This is a genomic window from Paraclostridium dentum (assembly GCF_048568265.1).
Taxonomy (GTDB): Bacteria; Bacillota; Clostridia; order Peptostreptococcales; family Peptostreptococcaceae; genus Paraclostridium; species Paraclostridium dentum.
Genome location: NZ_CP183813.1, coordinates 2,221,628 through 2,248,460, shown reverse-complemented (window position 1 = coordinate 2,248,460; position 26,833 = coordinate 2,221,628). Strand labels below are relative to the sequence as shown.

Below are 26,833 nucleotides of genomic sequence, written 5' to 3'. Positions count from 1 at the left end.
CATATAAAATGGAAATTACAATCAGAGATTATGATTTTAAAAAACCTCAAAGATATTCTGCTGATAATATGAGATTTTTATCACTTATAGCTGAAGACTTTTGCAAGTATATGAATTTAAATATAGCATATGATTTAAAACAGAAAAGCATAAATGCTAAACTTAAAAAAGTAAGGCAAACTAATTTTGAAGAATTTATGAAATCGATTGAATATGACTCGATAATAATAGAACATGACATATTACCCTTAGTAAAGGGACTTATATATCAAATGGATAAAACAGTAGCTCTTACACTTATAGATTTAATGTTAGGTGGAGATGGAAGCTTTAAAAATAAAAATAGAGAATTAACTGAAATTGATAAGCATCTAATTTTGAATATTGCTGAAACTTTTATAAAAAGGTTACACATAGTAGAAGGATGTAATAAACGGGAAGTTTCAAATATTTATACCAATATTGAATCCAGTAATAAGTTTTCAGTAAGTGAGTCTGTACTTATTGCACAAATGACTATGTATAATGGTACCGAAGAAATTGGAAAGATGCATTTTTGCAATCCTTATTGTTGTATGGAGCCAGTACTTGAACAATTAGAAACAAAAAAACTTCTAAAAACTAGAGATATAGAAGGTCAATATGAATTTACCAATGCTATATATCAAAACATTTGTAGTGTAAAGGCTGATATGACTGCAACATTAGGAAATACAAACATATCTGTAAGAGACCTTATTAATTTAAATGTAGGAGATGTTTTGAAACTAGACAATAAAGCGAATGGAGTTGCACTACTTAGCGTAAATGGATATAATGTTTATGAGTGTAAGCCAGGGCTTATAAAAAATAAAAAAGGACTTATTATAGTAGACACAATAGATAAACAACAACCATAGATAACAAAGTTCATTTGTAAAGGGTGAAAATTATATATGACAAAGATACTAAAAAGCAAATATAGTAGCAGTGGCGAACGATGTGTTGATGCATGTCTGAATTATGGTGAATTAAGGTTTATAAACGAAGATGGATCACCTGTGAGTATTGAAATACCTCTAGATAAATATGAAGAAGCTATAGCGGACTTTGAAGATAGAATAAAGGAAGGTATGACGCATGCAACATTAGAGCCAAAGGAGATATTAAAAAGAGGAGCTTTTACATACAATCAAGCTAAAATTATAGCTAATGAAGGTAAAGTAAGAGGAGTAGAATTTTTTGAAATTGATGGAAGTGTAGAAACAGAACATATACTAGGCATGTCAGGGTGTATAGAATATGCACTATCTATATGGAATGGAGATTCGAAAAATGAAGCGCTTATCAAATCTATTTTGAGAAGTATAAAAATTTACGGAGATAAATTTATTGAAAGTATAAACTTGGATAATACTGTGGATAAAAGTGAATACTGTAGATTTGCAAATAGTCTACACTCTACGAATAATTCACTTGATATAGATTTGTATAAATATAGAAACCATACAATAGAAGATGATTTTTATTTAGAAGACGAAAAAAATTATCAAAAGATTAACAATGTGAAACTGATATTAGGTATTTTAGGAGGTACATTAGCCTTCTTTATATTGGCTCTTATTACTAACTTTGGGAAATTATTAAATAATTCTTATATATACATATTGCTAAACATAGTAGGAATAGGTGCAGGAGGATTTGCAACAGCTAGATTATCAAAATTAATACTTGATAAATATATAAAAAATACTAATCAAGAAGTTATGGAAATGTTCAATGAAGAAGTTGAAAGAGTTTCAAGAGATAATTTATTAACAGAAAAAGAAATTTACATAATCTTAAAAAATATTACCAAAGGTGAATTTTCAAAACTACTTTTAGATATGAAAGGTAGTGTAAATAAGAAAATTTCTAGTGTTAATATAGTTAATAAGGAAAGTAAATTTATATTAGATGCAAGAAGATATGTAATATTACCAAGTGAATATGAAATAAAGCAAGCATTAGACTCACTAGTTAATGGATATAAATCAAAGTTAGATAATGATTATAATGTAGAAAACGTAAAATAACATGAAAAAAAGAGCTATATAAATAGCTCTTTTTTATTTAAGTTTTAACTTTCAAGTCCTTTTTTCATTGGAGAGAATACTAACCCTGAAAATATAAGTCCACATAATGCGCAACCTATATAAAGTACAGGAGTTAATACAGGTTTATCTAGTAAATTTCCAGATATACCACAGATTAGTCCTAATAATAAGAACATAACCATATTATAACTTCTTCTCAACCGATCCATTGCTGATTACAACCCCCTTTAAATTTACGAAAATCGTAGGAAGTAAAAACACGAGGTAGCCAATTAAATTTCAAATTAGCTACATATATATATATTAACACAAATTTAATACTAAACCAATAAAACTAGGTATTTTACTGATTTTGTTAATAATATTTAACATTAAAATTCTATTAAATATATATTAAAGTTTGATAAAAAGATATACATGGGTTAGCGACATTTCAATATGAACTTTGTTTGTGGAGCAAAACACGTATATCCTCTTATATCTAAGACTTATGTTATACTAAATATGGTGTTTAATTAAAGAAAAGAGGTATAACAATGAACAACAAAACATTAGTCAATTTTGAAGAAATTCAAAAACTAACAGAAATAGATAAAAAAACAATAGAGCAAAGGTCTTTAAAATTAACAGAAGAAACAGGAGAAGTAGCACAGGCGATACTTAGTAGTATAAACGCATGTGGATGTGGATATAAAAATAAGTCAAAGCATGATATAACTGAAGAATGCTTAGATGTTATTATAGTTGCAAGTTCAATAATAAGTCAAAATTATGAAAATGAAGTGGATATTGAACTTATAAAAGAAATATACAATAAAAAATTAGTAAAATGGAAAGAAAAGTGCAGTCAAAAGTAGAAGTTAACTCATAAAAAGTGAGTTAACTTTTTTAGTTTTAGGAAAATGTATTCGCTTAAATATATTAATAGGATATAAATTTTTATCATATGTATAAAATAATATTTCTTTATTTATAAAATATATTGAAATGATATTTCAAACATGGTATTATGAAATTACAAACAAGAAAACGAATTCATAAAAATATGGAGGTAAAAAAATGGATAAATTAAACTTATCGAAATTAACAACAGAAAGTAGGAATCAAAATACATTAAATATAGATAAAGTATCAACTTTAGAAATGGTTAAGATGATAAATGAAGAAGATAAAAAGGTAGCAAATGCAATAGAAATAGAACTACCTAAAATAGCAGAAGCAATAGATGGAATAGTAGAGAGAATGCAAAAAGGTGGAAGATTAATATATATAGGTGCAGGAACTTCTGGAAGGTTAGGAATACTAGATGCATCAGAATGTCCTCCAACATATGGAGTATCAGAAGAATTAGTTCAAGGATTAATAGCAGGAGGTCAAGAAGCCATATTTAGAGCTAAAGAAGGTGCTGAAGATTCTAAAGAATTAGCTGTATTAGATTTAAAGGATAAGCATTTAAATGAAAATGATACGGTAGTAGGCATAGCTGCATCAGGTAGAACACCATATGTAATAGGGGGATTAGAGTATGCAAATGAAATAGGAGCCCTAACGATATCAGTTACATGTAATGCAGACTCACAAGTAGCAAAAGAAGCTAAAATAGCAATATCTCCAGTTGTTGGAGCAGAAGTTGTAACAGGGTCTACAAGATTAAAGTCAGGGACAGCACAAAAATTAGTATTAAATATGCTATCAACAGGAAGCATGATAAAAATGGGAAAAGTATACGGGAACTTAATGGTAGACGTAAAAGCAACAAATGAAAAATTAGTTGAAAGAGCTAAGAAAATAGTATGCGAAGCTACAGGAGTAAGTTTTAAAGAAGCAGAAACTATTTTAAATGAAACTGGTTTTGATGTAAAGTTATCTATATTTATGATCTTGTCAAACTTAGAAAAAGAAGAAGCTAAAGTAATATTAGAAATGAATAATGGATATATAGCAAAAGCTCTTAAAAATATATAAAAATAGATAGGAGGAATTGTAATGACAAACCAAGAAATAGCAAAGAATTTAATTGAGTTAGTTGGTGGAAAAGAAAATATTAAAAGTGTACAAAACTGTATGACACGTTGTAGACTTGAACTTTTCGATTATTCAAAAGTTCAAATGGAAGAATTGAAAAAGTCAGAAGGTGCGTTGGGAGTAGTTCAAGCAGAGGGACAATTACAAATTATTTATGGACCAGGTAAAGTAAATAAAGTAACTGAAGAAGTAAATAAGATAGTTGGTAAAAAAGTTTTATTAGGTGATGATGCAATAAAAGAAACAAAAGATAAATTAAAGGAAAAAAATAATACAAAATTCAAAAACGCACTTAAAAAAGTTGGAAATATATTTATACCTTTAATACCGTTATTTGTAGCATGTGGATTGGTTTTAGCAGTTAACAATATTGCAGGTGTATATTTTGGAGAAGCATATACAAGTACAACTGCAGCTAAGATAATAGGGTTAATAGGAAACGGAGTTTTCTCAGTTTTATCTATATTAGTTGGATTAAATGCAGCAAAAGAATTTGGATCACAAATGCCTATGATGGGTGGAGTACTTGGAGGAATTTTATCATCTCCAGTACTTGCTGATATAAATTTATTTGGAATGACATTAACACCAGGTAGAGGTGGAATAATATCAGTAATACTAGTTGCACTATTAGCAGTTTACATTGAAAAAGGATGTAAAAAAGTAGTACCAGATGTACTAGATTTATTTATAACACCACTAGTGACACTAACAGTTTCAGTTTTAGTTGCATTATTAATATTGCAACCAGTAGGTGGATTTATATCTGATTCAATAGGCTTAGTAGTAGCAAATACTGTAGCATCAGGAAATATGATAGTTTCTGTTATATCAGGAGCAGTGTCAGGAGCATTATTCCTACCATTAGTTATGACTGGAATGCATCAAGCTTTAACACCTATACATGCAGATTTAATAGCAAGTACAGGGTCAACAGTTTTGCTTCCAATACTGGCAACAGCAGGTATGGCTCAAGTTGGGGCTACAATAGCAGTTTTTAAAAAGACTAAAAATAAAAGATTAAAAGAAACAGCAAAAAATGGATTAGTACCAGGTTTTTTAGGTATAGGAGAGCCTTTAATATATGGAGTAACATTACCTCTTGGAAAACCTTTCCTAGGAGCTTGCTTAGGAGCTGGAATAGGTGGAGCAGTAATGGCATTTTTCAAAGTTGGAGCAGTTGCAATGGGAGTATCAGGATTACCACTTGCACTATTAATAGCTGATGGAAAAATGTTTGTATTCTTAATTGGAGTTGTAGCATCATACGTAGGTGGATACTTCTTTACAGAATTATTAGGGTTTGAAGATCCAGTAGAATAAAAAATAGTAAAGGACTGACCTAATATTGGGTGTTTCAGATATAAGAATAAGTTTTGCTCCCAAAGCTGAAAAGATGCTTTGAAGGTCGCTAAAACTTTTTCTCATATCTTCACCTAAAAATAAGGTCAGTCTATTTTAATATAAATAGGAGGAAGTAATTATGAGTTTAGGATTTTCAGTTTATTTTGGATTAGATAATACAAAAGATGAAAATATACAATTATTAAAAGATGCTAAGGAATTAGGATTTACTAGGATTTTCACATCGCTACATATTCCAGAAGCTAATTATGATATTTTAAAAGTTGAAGTGAGAGAGTTTTTTGAATTAGCAAAACAATATGATATGGATATAATTAGTGATGTATCTCCAAATACTTTTAAATTTTTAGATTTAGATAACATGGATTTAAAAGGGTTAAGAGATATGGGAGTAAAAACTATAAGAATTGACTTTGGATATACAGAAGAAGAGATATCTAATATGAGTAAAAATGATTATGGTATACAAATACAATTAAATGCGTCTACAATAACAGAATCATTTTTCAAAAACTTAGATAAATTTTCGCCAAATTATGAAAATATAGATGCCCTTCACAATTTTTACCCAAGAATCGGAACGGGGATATCTGAGGAATGCATGTTAGAAAAGAATAAGATTTTAAATGATAGAGGAATAAAGGTATGTGCATTCGTTCAGTCTAATAACAGAAAAAGAAGTCCATTAAAAGATGGATTACCAACATTAGAAGATCATAGGAATAAAGATGTAAGACAAGCTGCAAATCATTTGTTTGCAATAGGAAATCAGTCAGTTTTTATAGGTGATTCACTTCCAAGCAAACAAGAGTTAAATGATTTAGCTAATCTTTTCACTGAAGGAGTAGAATTAAGAATAAAAGTAGATACTAAAGAGAAAGTTTCGTTAAAATTATTAGAAGAAATATATAGTTCACGAACTGATGGAGCAAGAGATGCTATAAGAGCTAGTGAAAGTAGGTTAATATTAAATGGGAATAATATAAAACCTGAAAATACAGTAGATAAAAATTATGGAGATATAACTATAGACAATGAAGGATATAAGAGGTATATGGGAGAGCTTCAAATTTTAACTACAAATCAAGCTCACGATGCTAGAATAAATAAAGTAGCATCAGTTTTACAAGATGACTTTTATCTATTAAAATATATAAAGGATGGTAAAAAGTTTTATTTTAGAAAGGTTTAAGTTATGAATATTTTAGAGTATATAAAACAAAATTATGAAGATTTTACAGATAGCGAGAAGCTTATAGCTGATTATTTACTTTCTAATAATGAGAGTATAATTAATTTATCAGCTAAAGAAATAGGGGAAATAACAAATACTTCAGCAGCTACACTGATTAGATTTTCAAAAAAGTTAGGTTTTGAAAGTTTAAATGAAATGAAGTTAAAACTATCTATTAGTTTAAGGGATATAAAAGAAAAAGCTGATTTTGAGTATATAAACAAAAAACTTGAGACAACAGATATAATATATGGAATAAAAAAATCGATTGATAAAGTTATGGATAAAACTGTAAATCTAATTCAAGAAGAAGATTTAGAAAAAGCGATAGATTTGCTTTCTAAAGCAAAGAATATATATATCTATAGTGTTGGAGTTTCAGGATTAGTAGGACAAGATTTTTATTATAAATTAAGTAGAATAAATAAAAGATGTATAGCACATGTGGACACTCACTTACAAATTACTTCATCTATTTTAATGGAACCTGAAGATGTAGCAGTTGCAATATCATATTCAGGAACGACAAAAGAAGTAATAAAGTGTGTAGAAAATGCAAATAAAAATAATGTTCCAGTGATAAGTATAACAAAGGCAAGTATAAGTAATAAATTGGAAGATTTATCTGATATAACGTTAAAGGTTCCTTATGTAGAAAAATCTTTAAGAGAAGGAGCTATGAGCTCAAGAATCTCTCAACTTGCGATAATCGATATGCTGTTTATAGGTATGGCTAAAGAAAATATCGAAGAAATAGAAAATAAATTAGTAGTAACAAGAGAAGCAGTAAAAGATTTAAAGTTATAAGTAAAGATAGGGATATAGTTGTATTTTGCTACACAAGCAAAAAGACGCTTGAAATGTAGCTAAAATACAACTATATCCCTTTGCTTATTGTGGAAAAGAAGGAGAAGAAGAAGGGTGTAGGTAGTTGATTTTAAACACTTAAAAGTCAGAGACTTTGGTGTTAAGAGTCAACTACCTACACCCTTCTTTACAATACAAAGTAAATCCACAAATTATGAGAAGCTAGTGAAAAATATGAAAGAATTTAACTAAAGGAAAACTATTGAATTTAAGTGAATAGATAATATAAAACAAATAGAATAATATTAAGCAAAGGAGTTAACAAATGAATAAAGAAGGAAAAGTTGTAGTAGTCTCAACAATTTTAACAACTGCACTAGTTTCAGGGTTTACTTTAACACAAGCTCCCATTATTGCAAATGAAGAATATAAAAGGGTAGAGAAGCAAGAAGTAGCTTTAAAAAATATCGAAGATAGGACTAATAAACAAGAAAATAAAAAAGAGGAAATCACTAAAGAAGATGAAAATACGGTCAAATCTAATAAAAATGAAAAAAAACATAAAAAAAATTATTACGTCAATAAAAATTCAAATCAGCAGACATCAATAAATTCTCAGTATAAACCTACAAATGAACAACAAAATCAAGTAAAACCTTCAGTAAAGCCGGAAAAGCCAGTAGAACCTTCAGTAAAACCTGATGAACCGACAACACCGGAAAAGCCAGTAGAACCTCCAGTAAAACCTGATGAACCGACAACACCGGAAAAGCCAGTAGAACCTCCAGTAAAGCCAGAAGAGCCAACAGTACCTGAAAAACCAGAGGATCCTATAGTGAAACCAGAAGAAGAATCAGATAAATCAAATACAAGTAGTAATCTAGGTGAGGAAGTAAGTCAAAATGTTTACTATAATGATATTAATAAAAAATAAATTTATTAGTAAGTTTTAATATATAAATAAAAATAACTTAATTTTGATAGGGATAATCAATAGATTACATCAAAGTTAAGTTATTTTTTGCTGCAACAGATTTAGAAATACAATAAAAGAGAAAAATTTATTAAAACAGATAAACATTGGGTATATCAATTAAGTAAAGATGTATAATATTAGCTTAAGTTAATAAATTAATTACATTTTTTACCATTAAATAAATAAAATATTGTCTATGATGTCGAAAAAAATAAAAAAATATCGTATTATGTTAGAATGTAAAATATATTAACTAGAAAATTTTCAGAAGGAGTGTAAATTTTGATAGTAAATAGAAGAGAACTTAAATACCCGATAGGTGAAATGGATTATTACAAAGTTAATGAACTTTTTAAGGAGGTATTAACACCTGATCCAAACAATAAAAGTTATGGGTATCGTATACGAAGCTTATACTTTGATAGTTTAAACAATGATGATTATTATGCAAAAGTAAATGGAGAAGAGATAAGAAAGAAAATAAGGTTGAGAATATATGACACCAAAACAGATAAGGTCAAACTTGAAATAAAGCGAAAGATGAATGTAAGCCAAAGAAAAGAGACAACTACTATAAGTAGAGAAGATGCAATAGCTCTTATAAATAAAGACTATAGTGTACTTTTAAATTATGAAAATGACACAGCTAAATCCGCGTACAATATAATGACTATAGGTCAATATAGGCCAGTAGTACTTGTAGATTACAATAGAAGGGCTTATATACATAATGAAAATAATATACGAGTTACATTAGACAGTGATATAAAGTCTAATGAATTTGACTTTGATATGTTTAATGAAGATATATTAATGACACCTATTGTAGATTATTATAATGCAGTTTTAGAAGTTAAATTTGATGGGGAGCTATTTTGTTGGATATCGCAAGCTTTAGCTGGATTAGACACAACAAACAGATCTCTTAGTAAGTATTGTAGCTCAAGACAGTTTTTTGAAAATTATATATTATAAGGATGTGGTGGAATGAAGGAAACATTATACAAATACTTAACAAATCAAAGTGGAACTATAACAGCTTTTGGAGCATTGGAAACAATGTGTATAGCACTATTACTATCGGTAGTAGTATTTTGGACATATAAAATAACATTTAGCGGAGTTATGTACAATAGAAAATTTAATGTATCTTTAGTAATGCTTACTTTAGTTACAACTATGGTAATGATAGTTATTGGTAGTGATATAGCTTTATCTCTAGGTATGGTAGGGGCATTATCTATAGTTCGTTTTAGGACTGCAATAAAGGACCCAAGAGATACTGGTTATATATTTTGGTGTATAGCAATAGGCCTTAGTGTAGGTAGCTCAAATTATATGGTAGCAATTATAGGTTCATTATTCTTATTTGCAGTTTTATCTATGTTTAGTTTCAGTGGTTTTGGAAAAGAAGATAGATATATATTAATAATAAGGGGTTTAAGAGAAAAAGAAGAAGAGATCATGAGATGTGTATTTAACTCATTTAAGGGTAGTCAATTAAGAGCTAAAAACTCAGTAGGAGACAATATAGAAATAATATATCAGATAAAAATTAAAAATAATGAAGATAAAAATATTATAGGTAGCTTATATAGTATAGAAGGGGTTAGCACTGTAAATATAGTTGCTCAAAATGGAGAGACAATAGGTTAGGGGATATATTATGAAAAAAGATATATTTAAAAGCTTTGTAGCAATTACTTTTTTATTTTTAACATTATTAATAGTAGCAAACCTAAGTTATATAAAAGAATTATCACAAAAAGAATTCGAAAAAGTTAAACAAAAAAACTTCAAAGCATATCAACAAGAAAGTAAAATAAGCAAAGATTACAACTTACCTATAGTTCTGATTGATACAGATGGAAACACCATAAAAAGAGAAGATAAAACTGTTGGACGAATTCAAATTTATGATAAAAAATCAGGATTGAATAGATTAAGTGATACACCGAACCTCACAAGTAGAGCGAGTTTTAAAATAAGAGGAAATAGTACTAGTAAATACCCTAAAAAACAATACATAATAAAACTTATGGATAAAAAAGGTGGGGAGAAAGAAAAAAGTTTACTAGGAATGCCAAGGGATTCTGAATGGGTGTTAAATGCGCCTTTTGCGGATAAATCTTTAATGAGAAATTATATAGCATTAGAAACATCTAGCAAAATAATGGGATATGCACCTAGAGTGAAATTTTGTGAAGTGTTTTTAGTAGATGACAAAAGTCTTAATATAGATGATTCTAATTATCAAGGTGTATATATGATGATTGAAAAAATCAACAGAGGAGAAGACAGAGTAGATATAACTAAAACTATAGAGGGAAGAAATGATACTAGTTTCATATTAGCTAAAAATAGACAAAAAGAAGGAGATATAGAAGTTGATAGTTATGGAAAAGAAATTTCATTATATAATAATGGATTAAACATTGAATATCCTAAAAAAAATTTAACACCCGGGAAATACCGATACATACAAAAATATATAAGTGAGTTTGAAAGAATACTTTATTCTGATAAATTTAATGATCCAGATATAGGATATAAAAAATATATTGATGATGATTCATTTATTGATTTTTATATAATTAATGAATTTTTTAAAAATACTGATGCTGGAATTTATAGTACATATATGTATAAGGACTATAATGGAAAAATGAAAGCTGGTCCAGTTTGGGATTTCAATCAATCATTAGGAAATCATACTGAAGATATAGGACAACCATATGACTATAAAGGTTTTTTTATGAATCAAAGACCTTGGTTTGATAGATTAATTGAAGATAAGATATTTGCTAATAAAGTTGTAAATAGATACAAAGAACTGAGAAAAACTTATTTAAGTGATGAATATTTGATAGGAGAAATTGATGAAGCTCAAGGAAAATTAGGCAAATCAATTGAAAGGAATTTCAATAAATGGCCAATAAAACTATGTAATCAAGCAGAGATATTTGAGGAAAATAGTTTAGACTTATTTGGAGATTCAAATATAAAAACACCTCAAGAATATATTGAGTTTTTAAATAAGCACTCTCACTTATTAAAATCGACAGAAGGCAAAGCTAAGTCATACCAAGAAGAATTAAATCTAATGAAAAATTTTATAAAAAATAGAGGTAAGTGGATGGATCAAAATATAAATACCTTAAGTAAGTGGGCGATTTAATAGGAGTGAAATTAGATGAAGAAGTTTTTAACTATTTGTATATTAGTTTTTGTAATAGGTACGGTTGCATTTCAAAATTTTATATCAAATGATATTTTTGCAAAAAATAAGACTTATTTTGTGAAAACTAAAGGAAAAGATATTTATATAGCTAAGAATGATAAATGGGAAAATTTAAAAATTGTAGGTGTAGATTTGAATTCTACTAAACCGGGTGTATTTCCAAGTGAAAATATGATAAGTGAAGAAGAATATTTAAGATGGATAAGTTATATTTATGATATGGGGGCCAACTGTATAAAGGTTTCGCATACAATGGATGCTAGTTTTTACGATGCACTACATAAATTTAATAAAGATAAAAAAAATCCTATATACTTAATGCAAGGAATTTATTTTGATGAAAAATTGCTTAAAAATGGTAAAGATCCGGAAGGAAAAACGGCATCTGAAGCATTTAAAAATAATATTAAAATTGCAATAGATTCTGTGCATGGAAATTTAAATAACTTAAAAAAATCAGATATATTTGAAAGATATAAGACAGATGTATCAAAATATGTTATTGGGTATAGCGTAGGAATTGAATTTGCAAAGCATGACATAATATATGCAGATATAATGAACCAAAAATCTCCATACAATGGGAAATATATGTATACAAATAAAGATGCATCTTCATTTGAATCATACCTAGCTAGTATGGGTGACTATTTAACTAAATACGAGTTTGAAAAATACAAGAAACAAAGCTTAATAAGTTTTATAGGAACATCGCCATCTAACATAGTTAACAATAAATCTAGCAAAGATAAAAACAAAGATAAAAAGGAAATAAAAAACTTTGTAGATGTTAGCGATATAAAAAGAACAAGATCATTAAAAACAGGTATAGTTGCTAGTTACAATATATATCCATCTTTTACGGACTTAAAAGAATATCAGGACAATATGGGTGAATACTTTAAAAAGATTAATGATCATTATAAAATACCTGTTATAATCGGAGAAATGGGTGTCCCATCAAGTAGGGCAGGAGGAGATTTTAACAAAGATGTTAATAAAGGTTATATTACTGAGCAGGAACAGGGGAAAGCTCTAGTTAGTGCATATAGAGCTATAAAAAAATCGGGTATTTCAGGATGTTTTTTATTTGAATTTCAAGATAGTTGGGCATCATCATCATGGAATACTAAAGATAGCAAGATACTAGACAGATCTGCATATTGGAGTGATGCACAAACATATAGTCAAAGTTTTGGACTTATGGATTTTGAGCCAGGTAAAGTGAATGAAACTCCATACCCGGATGATAGCTTAAGTGATTGGAATAATAGTGATATTTTAAATCAAAATGATAAATTAAGTTTATATGCAAAAAGTGATGATAAGTATCTATATTTAATGGTTAAGTCACAAAGAAAGCTGAATTTAAAGAAAGGAGGATTATATATAGATTTAGATGTAACTCCTAAGTCAGGATCAAATAAAAGTACTCAGTATAATCTAAAATTTGATAAACCCGTAGATTTTATAATTAGTATAAATGATAATAAAAATTCGATGGTATCAGTACATGAATACTATAATAGATTTAACTTTTATGAAAGTAAAACACTTTATGAACAACGACCAGATTTAATAAAAAATACACCTGATATGGACTATTTCTCACCTATTTATATGGATATAAGACCTAAGATGTATGTTAAATCATTAAACGAGACATTAAATAAAATAAGTTATGAGACTGGAAAATTAACTAAAGGCAATGGAAATCCTAATAGCAAAAACTATAATTCAGCTACAGATTATTATATAGGAGACAATTATGTAGAGGTGCGTATACCATGGGGTCTTATAAACTTTATGGATCCTTCAACAAAACAAATTCAAGATGATTTTTATAAAGAATTTAAGACGAAGCCTCTAAGAATAAATGCTATAAATATAGGAGTAACTGAAAAAGAAGAGAATAACACTATAAATAGATTAAATAGCAAAGCGTACAATTTAAAGGGATGGAATGTACCTGAGTATCATGAGCGTTTAAAGCAATCTTATTATATAGTTAAAGATGAGTTAAAAAAGTAAAGAGGAAAATTTTATGAAAAATATAGTTGATATATATTTAGTACTGAGCTTTTTTATTTATATAATAGCTTGTGCTGTTATTTATATGATAGCAAAAGATATTTTAAACTTTAGATTTTTTAAAAAAGTAAAAGCTATAAAGCCAAAGTTTGAAGCTGAAATTTTAAAACAATTGAGTTGTGTAAAAAATGGAACTGATATATCCAAAATGGATATATCATATGTTATAGAGAAATTAAAATATAAACCCTATATTAAGGTTTTTAATAATACTATAGAAGTTTTTAATAAAGATATAAATAATCATAAATATACAAAAACTTATATGGAGAATTTCGAAGATATAGTAAATAGATACGTTTTAAAGCATAAATTAAAGGATAATACATTAAAAACATATATGGCTATAAATCTAGGAGAATACAAGCTTAGTAACTATGAAATAAGTGAGTTTTTACTTAGCTGTATAAATACTAAATCTATATATCTAAGAGTAACAGCATTAGAATCAATATCGAAAATAGGAAATATAAATACATTGAGAAGTGCTATTGAATATGTATCTAAAGAAGAAAAATATATAAATAATAAAGTTTTCACAGATATAATAAATCAATTTGGAGGAGACAAAAGTGAATTAGATAAATATTTGATAAATGATTTTAAAGAGTTTAATGAAAGCCTACAAAAAGTAATTGTTGAACATTTTAAAAACAATAAAATTAAATTTGTAAAAGAAGAACTATTAAACATATTAAAAGATAATATAAGCAAAGAAATTAATATAAGTATAGTAAAATACTTTACTATTATAAAGTATGATGAATGTAAGGATACAATCATTGAATTATTAAATAATGGGGATTGGGAATATAGAGCTGTATGTGCAATTGCTTTAAAAAATTATAAGTGTAAATGTAGTGAAAAAGCACTTTTAAAAAGTATAAATGATAAAAACTGGTATGTTAGATATAACTCTGCAATAAGCATATTAAAATTTGGTGATAAAGATTTAATAAATTATATATTGGAAAATGATGATAAATATGCAAAAGATATACTTTTCTATGCAATGTTTATGGACAACAAGATATCGTATGAAGAGTATTTAGAAAAATTAGAGGAGATAGAGGTAGAATATCAATGTTAAGATTATTCGTAGATTATTTAAATGCGTTCTTTTTATATTATATGTTTATTTACGCTATAGTATTTTTTATATCTACTATATTTGCTATTTTAAATTTAAATGAAGATAAACGTAATAAAATGTATTTAAACGAACTTTCACTGAAAAGCACAGATAACTATGTACCTGTTTCTATATTAGTTCCAGCTTATAATGAGGAGGAAACAATTTGTGACTGTATTGAATCGTTATCGTATGTAGATTACCCAGAATATGAAATTGTAGTTATAGATGATGGATCAAATGATGATACTTCTAATAAATTAATAAATAAATTTGAATTAAAAAAAGTTCCAAGACCTATAAGAAGATTGGTTAAATGTAAGAATGAACAATTTATATATGAAGGCTATATCAAAGATGGTATAAAGTTGACATTGGTAAAAAAAGAAAATGGAGGAAAAGCAGATGCATTAAATATGGGCATAAATGTATCTAAATATCCATTGTTTATTTCTTTGGATGCAGATTCAATTTTACAACGTGATTCAATTAGTAATATAGTTATGCCATTTATGGAAGATGATACAACTATAGCTGTAGGAGGTAGTATAAAAGTAGCCAATCAAGTTGTTTTAGATAAAGGCCAAGTTATTAAAGTAATGCCACCTAAAAAGATTCTTACAATATTTCAAACAATAGAATATTATAGAGTGTTTTTAACAACAAGGGTTTGGTTTAATAGTTTTAATGGAAATTTAATAATATCAGGAGCATTTGGGTTGTTTAAAAAAAATGCAGTTTTAAATGTAGGCGGCTATGATACAGATACTGTAGGGGAAGATATGGACCTTGTGGTAAAACTGCATTCCTTTTATAGGAAAAATAAGATTAAATATAAAATTAAGTATGAATATAAAGCTATATGTTGGTCACAAGTTCCGGAAAAACTTAAGGATTTAAAAGGACAAAGAAGAAGATGGCATATAGGTCTAATCACTAGTTTAAATAGTCATAGATACATATTTTTAAATCCTAAATACGGATTAGTAGGTATTTTTTCTTTTCTTTACTTTGTTGTTTATGAAATGTTTTCATGTATAATTGATGTTTTTGGTTTGATTATAATTTTAATATCGTATTTTAGTGGATTACTTAATTTAAAATTTTTAATCACTTTTTTATTTATATATATTTTTTATAGTGTAATAATCTCTTTGACAGCGATAATACTTGAAAACTACATGTTTAAATATATTTTAAAATTATCAACTTTATTAAAGCTCATGTTATTTGCATTTCTTGAAAGTTTTGGGTATAGGCAACTATGTTCATGGTATAGGATAACAGGATTTATTGGATATAGAAAAAGAAAATATCAATGGAATAAAATAAGTAGAAAAAAACAAAATAAGATAAAATAACAGAGAGATTATTAGGTATAAATTTGATAATAATATTTTTGATTATAGCACAAAATTTGTAGTAAAATGGCGAAGAGAAAATATGGTATACAAAAGTATACTGTGGTAGAATTAGTTAGATTAATACATAAGGTAGGAAGAGGTGTTGAAGTATACTCTTTATATGGGCGCTTGGAGTATATGGAACTAGTAGCGCAACCGGCTTTTCTAATTTGCAATTTAAGATATTGTTTAAAGGAAAAGGAGGGAAATATATTATGGCAAACCTAGTTATATCAATGTCATTTATAACTAGAGAATCTTTATATCGTGTATTTAAAGAAATTTTAAAGATGGATAATATAATATTAAAAGAAAGATTATCAGATTTGACTAAAGAAGAACTGTTAAATTCAGAATTGATATTTATAGAAATAGAAGATAAGACAGAAATTGATTTAGAATTAATAAGGTATATAAAGTTATATTCAAAGGACACAAAGATAATTGTTTTAGACAGAAATAAAAGTGAATTTATATTTACAAAATTAGTTCAAATCAATGTAGATGGATATATAGTTAATATAAAGGATAAGGATGAATTTATATATAATATAGAAAAAGTATTAAGAGGTAAAAAAGTATTTGAATCGGATTTAATTGAAAACATAGTTCAAAATAAATATATAATTAATATGGATCTACTCACAAAAAGAGAACATGAAGTATTACAAGAAATTGCAAAGGGAATTAATAATAAAGAAATTGCAAATAATCTTTATATAACTGAGTATACAGTTAAAAAGCATGTAAGTAATATTTTTTGTAAGCTAGGGTTTAAAAATAGACAAGAAGCTATAATTTCAATGTTAAATATATCATAATTAGATGTTTCAAAATATAAGTTTGAAACATCTTTTTTTATTTTAAACTTATATAATGTGTTAACAGATATCTAAATTAATCTCTAGACTTTTATATAACACTTTTAGGTACCGTCATAATACTTAAAGGTGATAATATATACTTTAATCTAATAATATATTTTTAAATTTTAATAAATTAATATATTATTAGATTACTTTTAGTGATAAAAGTTTATTTTAGGGGGGGAAAAAATGAATTTTCTAGTAGTTTCAGAGTGCTTTTTATTTAGAAATTCACTTACACATTTATTTGAAAATATTTTTGATGATATGAATGTAAAATCTTTACCGAATTTAAAAGATATAAGTATAGAAGATGTAATGAACAGTGAATTACTATTCCTAGATTCAAATAGTCAACAAAATTATATTACAAAAGCAGTGAAAGATATTAAAAAATTTAAAGATATAAAAATAATAATATTAGATACAAAAAAAGATAAAAGTTTATTTTTAGATTTACTTAAAGTTGGAATTGATGGATACATATTAGATATATCAGATGAAGATGATTTTAAATATATAATAAAAAAGATAATTAATGGAAAGAAGTTTTTTGATTCAGATTTATTGGGGAATTCTAAGAATGAATGTGTATCTAATTTTGAAAATCTAACAAAAAAAGAAGAGCAAGTAATGAAATTTTTAGTTAAAGGATTAAGCAATAAAAGCATAGCAAAAGAAGTAGATGTAACTGAATATACAATAAAAAAACATGTTAGTAGTATTTTATCTAAGTTAAATTTGAAAAACAGACAAGATATAATGATTTATGCAATTGAACAAGGGAAAATGTAGAAAAATAAAACTTGTATTATACTTTAGTACCATTACAAATACAACTATTTTATGATTACGCATACTCAATATAGATATATACTATAAGTATGATTGCTAAACGAAAGTAGTAATTTTGATTAATTTAAGTGGTTTAGATGCTAAGAGGTATATTTTGTATTTGGGCACTTTGAAATATACTGAGCTAGTAGTGCAACCGGCTAAATAGCTTGATATTTTATGGGGGGGAAATATGCAAGTTATAGTTATTTCTGAGTCATTAATAATAAGAAAAGGTATAGTACAAATATTATCAGAAGAAAGTTGTGTAAGTGAAGTTATTGAAAGTCATTTATATTCAGATATACATAAAAAAAATTATGATTTAATTATCTTAGATTTAAAAAAGACAAATGAAGGATATATTAATGATTTAAAAAATATAAAATTGACTACAAAGACAAAGATTATGATACTAGATTTTTATGAAGATAGAAGCTTATTTGCAAAATCTATGAAAATAGGTATAGACGGATATATACTGGCAAACATAGATTCAGAAGATATAGGATATGCTGTAAAACAAATATCTAAGGGTAAAAAATATTATGATTCTGATTTAATTGAAACCTATATCTCTAGAGGTGAAAATGAATGTATAGAAACACTTACAAAAAGAGAACAAGAGATATTAGTTTGTATAGCAAAAGGAAAAACTAATATTGAAATTTCAAAAGAATTGTATATAACAGAACATACAGTAAAAAAACACACTAGTAATATATTTTCGAAATTAAATTTAAAAGATAGAATGCAAGCCGCTATATATGCGTACAACAGAGGAATTGTTTCTTTGTAAGAATATGAATAAAAAAATAATGGTATGACTTAATTTAAGTCATACCATTATTTTTTATTCATAAAATTTAAGTAGGACAATAAATAAAAATTAAAAATGTTTATAGGGGGAATAGAATTTGTATAAAGTAGATTTAAATAGTGATTTAGGAGAAAGTTTTGGTTGTTATAAAATAGGTATGGATGAGGAGGTTTTAAAGCATATAACCTCAGCAAATATAGCTTGTGGATTTCATGCAGGCGATCCAATACAAATGGATAAAACTGTAAAATTAGCTATGGAAAATAATGTGCAAATAGGCGCTCATCCAGGGTTTATGGATGTTATAGGGTTTGGAAGAAGAGAAATGAAAATTAGTAAAGATGAAGTTAAGGCTTACGTAAAATATCAATTAGGGGCACTAAATTCTTTTGTTATTTCAAATGGAGCAAATATACAACATGTTAAAGCTCATGGTGCTCTTTATAATATGGCAGCGAAAGATTATGAGATATCTTTATCTATAGCACAAGCAGTATATGAGGTTGATAAAAATATAATTCTTCTTGGACTTGCAAATAGCTCAATTATAGATGCTGGGAAAGATGTAGGGTTAAGGGTTGCAAATGAGGTATTTGCAGATAGAGCATACAATAGCGATGGAACGTTAGTATCAAGAAGTCTTGAAGAATCTATTATATATGATCCAAATATAGCAATAAAAAGAGTTATAAAAATGGTAAAAGAAAACAAAGTAGAGGATATAAATGGAAAATACATAGATATCAAAGCGGATTCTATATGTGTACATGGAGATAATCCTAAAGCTATAGAATTTGTAAAAAGCATAAAATCAGAGCTTATAAAGGAAGGCATAAATATATGTTGCATAAGTGAAGTTATTAAATAATTGGAGGAGTATTTATGTATAATAAAAAAAACTTGACAGCTCTTATGGGAGCTGCTTTTATAATGGCTACTTCAGCTATTGGACCTGGTTTTTTAACTCAAACAGCTAAATTTACAGAGTTATATGGAGCTAGTTTTGGCTTTGTAGTTTTAATGACTACTATATTTTTTGTTGGAGCACAGCTTAATGTGTGGAGAATAATAGGAGTATCTGGGCTTAGAGGCCAGGATATAGCAAATAAGGTTTTGCCGGGATTAGGTTATTTTATAGCTATATTAGTAGGAATAGGAGGACTTGCATTTAACATTGGAAATGTAGGGGGAGCAGCACTTGGGGTAAATGTAATGTTTAATGCCAATGTTACAATATCTACTTTAGTATGTGGATTTATAGCTATAGCAATTTTTTTAATAAAAGAATCTGGGACAATAATAGACAGATTTACAAGATTATTAGCAATTATAGTAATAGTTGTAGTAGGATATGTTGCTATAATAAACAAACCTGATATGTATCAAGTTGTAAAAGGAACATTTATTCCAGAAAACCCAGGTGGATTGATTTTTCCAATAATAACTCTTTTAGGCGGTAGTGTAGGGGGATATATAACTTTTGCAGGAGGACACAGACTTATTGATGCGGGAATAACAGGAGAAGAGAATTTAAAGGATGTAACAAAATCTTCGATATTAGGTATAAGTGTAGCAACTATAGTAAGAATTTTATTATTTTTAGCGGTATTTGCAGTTGTTTCACAAGGATTAAGTTTAGATCCTGAAAATCCAGCTGCATCAGCTTTTAAATATGGAGCTGGAAATTTAGGATATAAATTTTTTGGATTAGTATTATGGAGTGCTAGTATAACATCAGTTATTGGAGCTGCATATACATCTGTCTCTTTCATAAAAACGCTTCATCCGTTAATAGATAAACATGAAAATAAATTTATAATTTTGTTTATATTTATTTCAACATTAATAATGGCAGCAGTAGGAAAGCCAGCAAGTTTACTTATTTTAGCTGGGTCTTTAAATGGATTGATTCTTCCTATTACCTTAGGCGTTATACTATTAGCATCTAAAAACAAAGAAATTGTGGGTGAATATAAGCATCCAAAATGGTTATTAATTTTAGGGGTTTTAGTAGTAATAGTTACTGCTGTAGGTGGTTTGATATCGCTTAAAGATATAACGAAGTTATTTTAAAAATACTTTTTGGGGGGATAAAATTAGTTATGGAAACAAAATACTTGTTAGCAGGAGATAAAGCTATAGTAGTTGAATTTGGAGATATTATAGATGAAGATATAAATAGAAAAGTTATAAATTTAATGAAGAATATAGAATCGTCTAGTTTGATTAATTCTATATATGAGATGATACCAACATATAGATCTCTTATGATAATTTATAACCCTTTAAAAATAACATTTAATGATCTTATAAACTCAGTAAAAAATATAGAATTTAATTTGAAAATTTTAGATAAAAGAGAAAAAAATATAATCAAGATACCTGTTTTGTATGGAAATGACTGTGGTCCTGATATAGATACTGTTGCAAAACATAATAGATTAAGCATTGAAGATGTTATAAGACTTCATAGTGAAGCTGAATACTTAGTTTATATGTTAGGATTTACTCCTGGGTTTACATATTTAGGGGGAATGAATAGCAAACTAGAGACTCCTAGGTTAGATAATCCAAGGGTTAAAATACCGGAAGGATCTGTAGGTATAGCTGGAAAACAGACAGGAGTATATCCTATAGAGAGTCCTGGAGGATGGCAATTAATAGGAAGAACACCTATTAAATTGTATAATCCTAAAAGAGAAAATCCTATATTATTAAAAGCAGGAGATTATGTGAAGTTTACACCTATAACAAAGGATGAGTTCAATACATTTTTAAATGAAGGGGGAGCTAATTAGTGGGAGCTAAAGTTTTAAATAAAGGATTACTAAGCTTAATTCAAGGTGGTCCTAGAATAGGGTTTCAACAATATGGGGTTCCTGTTTCTGGAGCAATGGATGATTATTCATTAAGAGTTGCAAATGTATTAGTTGGAAATGATGAATATGAAGCATGTATAGAATCATTAATAATTGGCCCTACTATAGAGTTCGATGAGAAATCTATTATAGCAATAACTGGTGGAGATTTAGGCCCTATGTTAAATGGAATTAGAATTGATATGTATAGAAGTTATATTGTAAGTAGCGGAGACATATTATCTTTTTCTGGGATGAAAAATGGATGTAGAACTTATATTGCATTTGGTGGAGGAATAGACGTACCTATTGTTATGGGGAGTAAGTCAACGTATATAAAAGGTAATCTAGGAGGATATAAAGGTAGGGAACTCATAGATGAAGACTATATAAGACTTTTAAAATTTGATGGGAATATAAACTCAATTTTGCCTAAAAAATATGTAAAAGAGTATGATAAAGAAATTATATTAAGAGCAATAAGGGGACCACAAGATAATATGTTTGACTCAAAAAATATAAAAACTTTTTATAACTCTGTATATACTATAACAAATGAATGTGACAGAATGGGGTATAGATTATCTGGGGATAAAATTAATCATTTAGATGGTGCAGATATAGTTTCAGATGGAATAGCGTTTGGGGCAATTCAAATTCCAGGACATGGAAATCCTATTATTATGATGTCGGATAGACAGACAGTAGGAGGTTATACAAAAATAGCTAATGTTATAAGCGTAGATCTATGCAAATTAGCTCAATGTAAACCAGGAGATAAAGTTAAATTTAAAGAAGTAGATATATATGAGGCGCATAGAACTTTAAAAAAATATGAAGATGAAATTTCTGAAATTAAGAACAATATAAAAAAGTTTGAATTAGTGAATGAAAAATTTTACAGTATAAATTTAAATGGGGTTAATTATAGTACTGTATGTGAAGAAATACGTTGAATTTTAACAACTTTTAATAAATAAAAAAATTACCAATATATAATTATATATTGGTAATTTTTTTATTTATTTTACTCATAACATTTCACAATCCCTATATTTAGGACAAACCTTAACGCTACTCATAATGCCTGTTATTTTAAATTTAAATATTTAATAGTATTTTTTTAAGATTCTGTACAAAATTTTAAAAAAATACTAATTTCGACAAAAACTTACAGTTAAAAAGTGTATACTCGTAGTAATAACAAAAGTATTAAAGGAGTGATTCCATGAAAATAAAATTTGATTTATTTAGACGGGAAAATTCTAACTGTAATGAAAAAAATTACATAGCAGAAAATAACAAAAGCTATTTAAATAGAAAGTATGCAGGATGTAGTTACTTAAAAGAATTTAATTTAAATAAAGACTGCTTGGATAAGTCTGATTTTGAATCTGGAGGTAAAGGGTTTTTAAAAAAAATAGATTGGGCTAAGTCTAGTGATAGAATAAAAGAAATTAAATCATTAAATGAAGAAGACTGTTATACCTCTGAATTTAAAAAAAATTCACTGTATTATAAATCTATATATATATGTCCTAGCTGCAATAGTCATATGCTTTACAAAATTAGAGCATATAATATAGATACCGAATTTAAAAAGAAAAATAAAAGGATACATCATATATATACGTGTCCGGATTGCAAAATATTTTTAGCATCAATTAGGATATATAGCAAAATACATTCTAGATGGATAGGAAATAAGCTTTCGAACTATGCACTTATAAGTGATAGTTACCCAAGATTAAAGTATAAAAAAATTTTAAACTATACTGAAGGTCTACACAGCGATTAATAAGTAAATATTTAGGAGAAAAAATTTATGCAAAGAATAAAATACTTAAAACTATTTATATCTATAGTTTTTGTAATGATACTCAGAGTTGATATTTCTAATGCACAAGAAAGTATAAATTTTAAAAATATAACTATAAACCAAGGATTATCTCAGGGAACAGTACAAGCAATAGAACAAGATAGTAAAGGGCGAATATGGATAGGAACAAATGATGGACTAAATGTTTACAATGGATATGAATTTAAAGTGTATGGTCAAAAAAAAGACCCCAAAAAAGGAATAGCAAATAGTTATATTATCGATATAAAAGAAGATAAGAAAGGCAATTTGTGGGTTGCAACTATAGGAGGGGTAAGTAAAATAAATACTGAAACTGATTCTATAAAAAACTACTATAATAGCAAAGATAATGGGAATTTATCAGATAGCAGTGTTTATGATATTTTAATAAACAAAGATGGTGAGGTTTTAATTGCAACAGCAAATGGTGTAGATATATATGATGAAAAAAATGATAAGTTTAAACCAGCAATTAAAAATTTGACTGAATTAAAAAGTAAACATATATACGATATAACTGAAGATGATAGTGGTAACTATTGGATTGGGACTAAAAAGGGACTATATAAATTTGATAAAAAAGATGAAACGGTTGAACAATTTTTGACTAAAGATACTTGTGGAAAAGATTTAACTGTATACAAAGTTTATTTTGATGGGGATAAAAATTTATGGATTGGGACTAGAAATGAAAATCTATATAAAATAAATACAAAAACAAATAAAATAAAAGAGTATGACCCTCCAGAAGGAATTGATAAAAATTCATCTATAAGAGACATATTACAGGATAAAAATAAAGAACTTTGGATAGCTACAGACTCGGGACTAGTAAAATACGATAAGTTAAAAGATAAGTTTAGAGTTTATCAAAAGGGAAAGTACGATGTAAATGGGTTAACCGATAACTTAATATTTTGCATAATGGAAGATAAAAGTGGTCTTCTATGGCTTGGTACTTATTCTGGGATAAGTATATTTGATTCAAAGACTAATATAAATTATTATAAACATGATCCAAATCCAGAAGATAAGACATCCATTTCAGATAATATGGTAAGTGGGGTTTATAAAGATAATGATGGTGTGCTATGGGTTGGAACAAATTCGGAAGGAGTAACGGTTTTAAATAGAGAAAAGGAAAAAACTTATTATATAAAAAGAAAAGATGGGTTAAGTAGTAACAAAGTGTATGATATAAAGGGAAAAGGAGACATAATAGTAATTTCCACAGATGATGGACTGAATGTAATAAATAAAAAAGAAAAAACGTTAAAGGTGTACAATAAAGATACTGGTTTAAAAAATAGTAATATAAGAAGTGTGATTATCGATGATGATAATAAAGTATGGCTAGGAACAACTGAAGGGGTTGTAATATTAAATATATCTACAGGTGAAATAGTAGATATGTCTAGTTTGTCATCTAAATATAATATAGAAGATAAATTAAATGGATGTATTTATAAAGATAGACATGGAATATATTGGATAGGATATTTTTTAGATGGGGGACTTTTAAAATTTGATCCTAAGACTCAAAAAACAAAATTATACAGGATGAGAGAAAATGACTCAAATTCTATAAGTAATAATTCTGTAAGAGTTATAAATGAAGATAAACAAGGTAACTTGTGGATAGGTACAAATTATGGACTTAATAAATTTAATCCAAAAACAGAAAAGTTTGAAGTTTACACAATGGAAGATGGATTGCCTAATAATACTATATACGGAATAGTTATAGATAAATCAGATCATATATGGGTAAGTACAAATTACGGATTATCAAAATTTGATTACAAAAAAAATGAGTTTACAAATTTTGATATAGTAGATGGATTACAAGGAAGAGAATTTAATGGAAAATCATTTAATATAAGTGACGATGGTGAAATTTTCTTTGGAGGAACAAACGGCTTAAACTCATTCAGATGTGAAGAGCTAAAGAAGAAGAAATATTATATAGACTTATCTATAGGAGATATATATGTAAATGATAAAAGATATAACAGTATTGAGGATGTTAACTTTAAATTCAATGAAAATAATATAAGTATAGAGATGTTTTTACCATACTATAAGAATATGAGGGATACTAAGTATTATTATAAGATAGAGGGAGTAGACAAAGACTTTAAAGATGTTAAAAGTAATAAATTAAACCTGGTAAATTTAAACCCGGGTAAATATACTTTAAAGCTTAAGGCAATAAACAATAATGTAGCTGAATCTAATGAAAAAACAATTAAATTTTCTATAAAACCTCCAATTTGGAAAAGTAAAATAGCTATGGTTATCTATGGAATTATATGCATATTTGCTATTTTATACTATGATAGTAAAGTAAAGTTACTAGACTCTATGGTAAATAAAAGAACAAAGGCACTTACAAAGGAAATTGAAAAAAATGAAAAATTATTTAATAAAGTTTTAAGTTTAGAAAAGAAAAAAAATAGCTATTTTGTAAACTTGTCTCATGAATTAAGAACTCCATTAAATGTTATATCATCAACTGAACAGCTAATAAGTATTATGCTTGATAAAAAAGGTTTAAGTAAAGACAATCTAAAGTATCATATGAGTGTAATTAATAAAAATGCAGAGAGACTGTTGGAATTAATTACAAATTTAATGGATATAGAAAAAATAGAATATGGAAAATATAAAATCAATAAAACTAAGCAAGACATAGTTGAGGTTATAGAAAATGAAGCTTTAAGGCTGAAAAATCATGTAGAATGTAAAGGAATAGAGCTGATAATAGATCCAGAGATAGAAGAAAAAATAGTTAGCTTTGATAAAATAGAAATAAAAAGATGCATAGAGAACTTAATAAGTAATGCTGTAAAATACACACCAGAAGGTGGAACTATAGAATTAGGTATAAAAGATCATATAAATGAAGTAGAGATATATGTAAAGGACAATGGAATTGGAATAGATGAAGAACATAAAAAGATTATATTTGACAGATTTAGGCAAGTAGTAGATGCAAATGAAGAAATTCAAAACTCCAGTGGATTAGGGCTTACGATAACTAAAGAAATAGTAAACCTACATGGAGGAGAGATTTATATTGAAAGTGAATTTGGAAAAGGTAGTAAATTCATTATAATACTACCAATTGAATAACTAAATAAAAAATAGAATACACTAAGTGTGTTCTATTTTTTATTTTAGAAGTTTTAAAGGCAAAAAATGTTAAAAAAAATCGAAAAAACGCGAAAAAAGTAAAAAAAGGA

General features: G+C 27.2%; 24 protein-coding genes and 2 riboswitches. Of the genes, 23 read left to right on the top strand and 1 reads right to left on the bottom strand.

Annotated features, from left to right (window positions below; all coding sequences use genetic code 11):
* The first annotated feature begins 8 nt into the window (after positions 1-8).
* Positions 9-899, top strand: coding sequence for a flagellar motor switch protein FliM (locus tag ACN6I1_RS10320; protein ID WP_419741855.1), 891 nt, complete (start codon positions 9-11; stop codon positions 897-899).
* A 36-nt stretch (positions 900-935) separates the two neighbouring features.
* Positions 936-2,054 (top strand): hypothetical protein, encoded by a 1,119-nt coding sequence (locus ACN6I1_RS10315; protein ID WP_025162524.1) that lies wholly within the window; start codon positions 936-938, stop codon positions 2,052-2,054.
* 44 nt (positions 2,055-2,098) lie between these two features.
* On the opposite strand, the gene ACN6I1_RS10310 is transcribed toward ACN6I1_RS10315, so the two are convergent.
* Positions 2,099-2,284, bottom strand: coding sequence for a hypothetical protein (locus ACN6I1_RS10310; RefSeq protein ID WP_114543864.1), 186 nt, complete (start codon positions 2,282-2,284; stop codon positions 2,099-2,101).
* A gap of 327 nt (positions 2,285-2,611) precedes the next feature.
* Between ACN6I1_RS10310 and ACN6I1_RS10305 the strand changes: the two genes are divergently transcribed.
* From ACN6I1_RS10305 to ACN6I1_RS10205, 21 genes are all read left to right on the top strand, one after another.
* Positions 2,612-2,932, top strand: a complete 321-nt coding sequence (locus tag ACN6I1_RS10305; RefSeq protein ID WP_419741854.1) for a MazG-like family protein — start codon at positions 2,612-2,614, stop codon at positions 2,930-2,932.
* 202 nt (positions 2,933-3,134) lie between these two features.
* Positions 3,135-4,040: an N-acetylmuramic acid 6-phosphate etherase gene (gene murQ / locus ACN6I1_RS10300; RefSeq protein ID WP_419741853.1), complete on the top strand. Its 906-nt coding sequence runs from the start codon at positions 3,135-3,137 to the stop codon at positions 4,038-4,040.
* Positions 4,041-4,061: 21 nt separating this feature from the next.
* Complete coding sequence (locus ACN6I1_RS10295; protein WP_419741852.1) at positions 4,062-5,423, top strand: PTS transporter subunit EIIC; 1,362 nt, start codon at positions 4,062-4,064, stop codon at positions 5,421-5,423.
* A 160-nt stretch (positions 5,424-5,583) separates the two neighbouring features.
* On the top strand, positions 5,584-6,657 hold the full coding sequence (locus tag ACN6I1_RS10290; RefSeq protein ID WP_419741851.1) for a DUF871 domain-containing protein: 1,074 nt from the start codon (positions 5,584-5,586) through the stop codon (positions 6,655-6,657).
* A 3-nt stretch (positions 6,658-6,660) separates the two neighbouring features.
* The gene (locus ACN6I1_RS10285) at positions 6,661-7,506 is read left to right on the top strand and encodes a MurR/RpiR family transcriptional regulator (RefSeq protein ID WP_419741850.1); all 846 of its coding nucleotides are present in this window, start codon (positions 6,661-6,663) and stop codon (positions 7,504-7,506) included.
* Positions 7,507-7,831: 325 nt separating this feature from the next.
* Positions 7,832-8,440, top strand: a complete 609-nt coding sequence (locus ACN6I1_RS10280) for a hypothetical protein (protein ID WP_419741849.1) — start codon at positions 7,832-7,834, stop codon at positions 8,438-8,440.
* Positions 8,441-8,764: 324 nt separating this feature from the next.
* A complete protein-coding gene (locus ACN6I1_RS10275) occupies positions 8,765-9,457 on the top strand; it encodes a polyphosphate polymerase domain-containing protein (RefSeq protein ID WP_195946162.1) in 693 nt (230 codons plus the stop codon).
* A gap of 12 nt (positions 9,458-9,469) precedes the next feature.
* Complete coding sequence (locus ACN6I1_RS10270) at positions 9,470-10,138, top strand: DUF4956 domain-containing protein (RefSeq protein WP_025162910.1); 669 nt, start codon at positions 9,470-9,472, stop codon at positions 10,136-10,138.
* A 10-nt stretch (positions 10,139-10,148) separates the two neighbouring features.
* Positions 10,149-11,660: a CotH kinase family protein gene (locus tag ACN6I1_RS10265; protein WP_419741848.1), complete on the top strand. Its 1,512-nt coding sequence runs from the start codon at positions 10,149-10,151 to the stop codon at positions 11,658-11,660.
* 15 nt (positions 11,661-11,675) lie between these two features.
* Positions 11,676-13,754: a hypothetical protein gene (locus tag ACN6I1_RS10260; protein ID WP_419741847.1), complete on the top strand. Its 2,079-nt coding sequence runs from the start codon at positions 11,676-11,678 to the stop codon at positions 13,752-13,754.
* Positions 13,755-13,767: 13 nt separating this feature from the next.
* Positions 13,768-14,904, top strand: coding sequence for a HEAT repeat domain-containing protein (locus tag ACN6I1_RS10255; protein ID WP_419741846.1), 1,137 nt, complete (start codon positions 13,768-13,770; stop codon positions 14,902-14,904).
* Positions 14,898-16,307 carry a glycosyltransferase family 2 protein gene (locus tag ACN6I1_RS10250; RefSeq protein ID WP_419741845.1) on the top strand — a complete coding sequence of 470 codons (1,410 nt, stop codon included), beginning with the start codon at positions 14,898-14,900 and terminating at the stop codon, positions 16,305-16,307. The genes ACN6I1_RS10255 and ACN6I1_RS10250 overlap by 7 nt, the downstream gene beginning before the upstream one ends.
* A gap of 130 nt (positions 16,308-16,437) precedes the next feature.
* Positions 16,438-16,520, top strand: a riboswitch (cyclic di-GMP riboswitch).
* A gap of 44 nt (positions 16,521-16,564) precedes the next feature.
* A complete protein-coding gene (locus ACN6I1_RS10245; protein ID WP_419741844.1) occupies positions 16,565-17,170 on the top strand; it encodes a response regulator transcription factor in 606 nt (201 codons plus the stop codon).
* Positions 17,171-17,404: 234 nt separating this feature from the next.
* On the top strand, positions 17,405-18,010 hold the full coding sequence (locus tag ACN6I1_RS10240) for a response regulator transcription factor (RefSeq protein WP_419741843.1): 606 nt from the start codon (positions 17,405-17,407) through the stop codon (positions 18,008-18,010).
* A 126-nt stretch (positions 18,011-18,136) separates the two neighbouring features.
* Positions 18,137-18,221, top strand: a riboswitch (cyclic di-GMP riboswitch).
* A 21-nt stretch (positions 18,222-18,242) separates the two neighbouring features.
* A complete protein-coding gene (locus ACN6I1_RS10235) occupies positions 18,243-18,848 on the top strand; it encodes a DNA-binding response regulator (RefSeq protein WP_419741842.1) in 606 nt (201 codons plus the stop codon).
* A 118-nt stretch (positions 18,849-18,966) separates the two neighbouring features.
* The gene (locus tag ACN6I1_RS10230; protein WP_419741841.1) at positions 18,967-19,737 is read left to right on the top strand and encodes a LamB/YcsF family protein; all 771 of its coding nucleotides are present in this window, start codon (positions 18,967-18,969) and stop codon (positions 19,735-19,737) included.
* A 14-nt stretch (positions 19,738-19,751) separates the two neighbouring features.
* Entirely contained in the window at positions 19,752-20,942 is a 1,191-nt protein-coding gene (locus tag ACN6I1_RS10225; RefSeq protein ID WP_419741840.1) for an NRAMP family divalent metal transporter, read from the top strand.
* A gap of 29 nt (positions 20,943-20,971) precedes the next feature.
* The gene (gene pxpB, locus ACN6I1_RS10220; protein WP_419741839.1) at positions 20,972-21,667 is read left to right on the top strand and encodes a 5-oxoprolinase subunit PxpB; all 696 of its coding nucleotides are present in this window, start codon (positions 20,972-20,974) and stop codon (positions 21,665-21,667) included.
* On the top strand, positions 21,667-22,683 hold the full coding sequence (locus ACN6I1_RS10215) for a biotin-dependent carboxyltransferase family protein (protein WP_419741838.1): 1,017 nt from the start codon (positions 21,667-21,669) through the stop codon (positions 22,681-22,683). The genes pxpB and ACN6I1_RS10215 overlap by 1 nt, the downstream gene beginning before the upstream one ends.
* 272 nt (positions 22,684-22,955) lie before the next feature.
* On the top strand, positions 22,956-23,525 hold the full coding sequence (locus ACN6I1_RS10210) for a hypothetical protein (RefSeq protein WP_419741837.1): 570 nt from the start codon (positions 22,956-22,958) through the stop codon (positions 23,523-23,525).
* A gap of 27 nt (positions 23,526-23,552) precedes the next feature.
* Positions 23,553-26,723, top strand: coding sequence for a ligand-binding sensor domain-containing protein (locus ACN6I1_RS10205; RefSeq protein ID WP_419741836.1), 3,171 nt, complete (start codon positions 23,553-23,555; stop codon positions 26,721-26,723).
* The last annotated feature ends 110 nt before the right edge of the window (positions 26,724-26,833 follow it).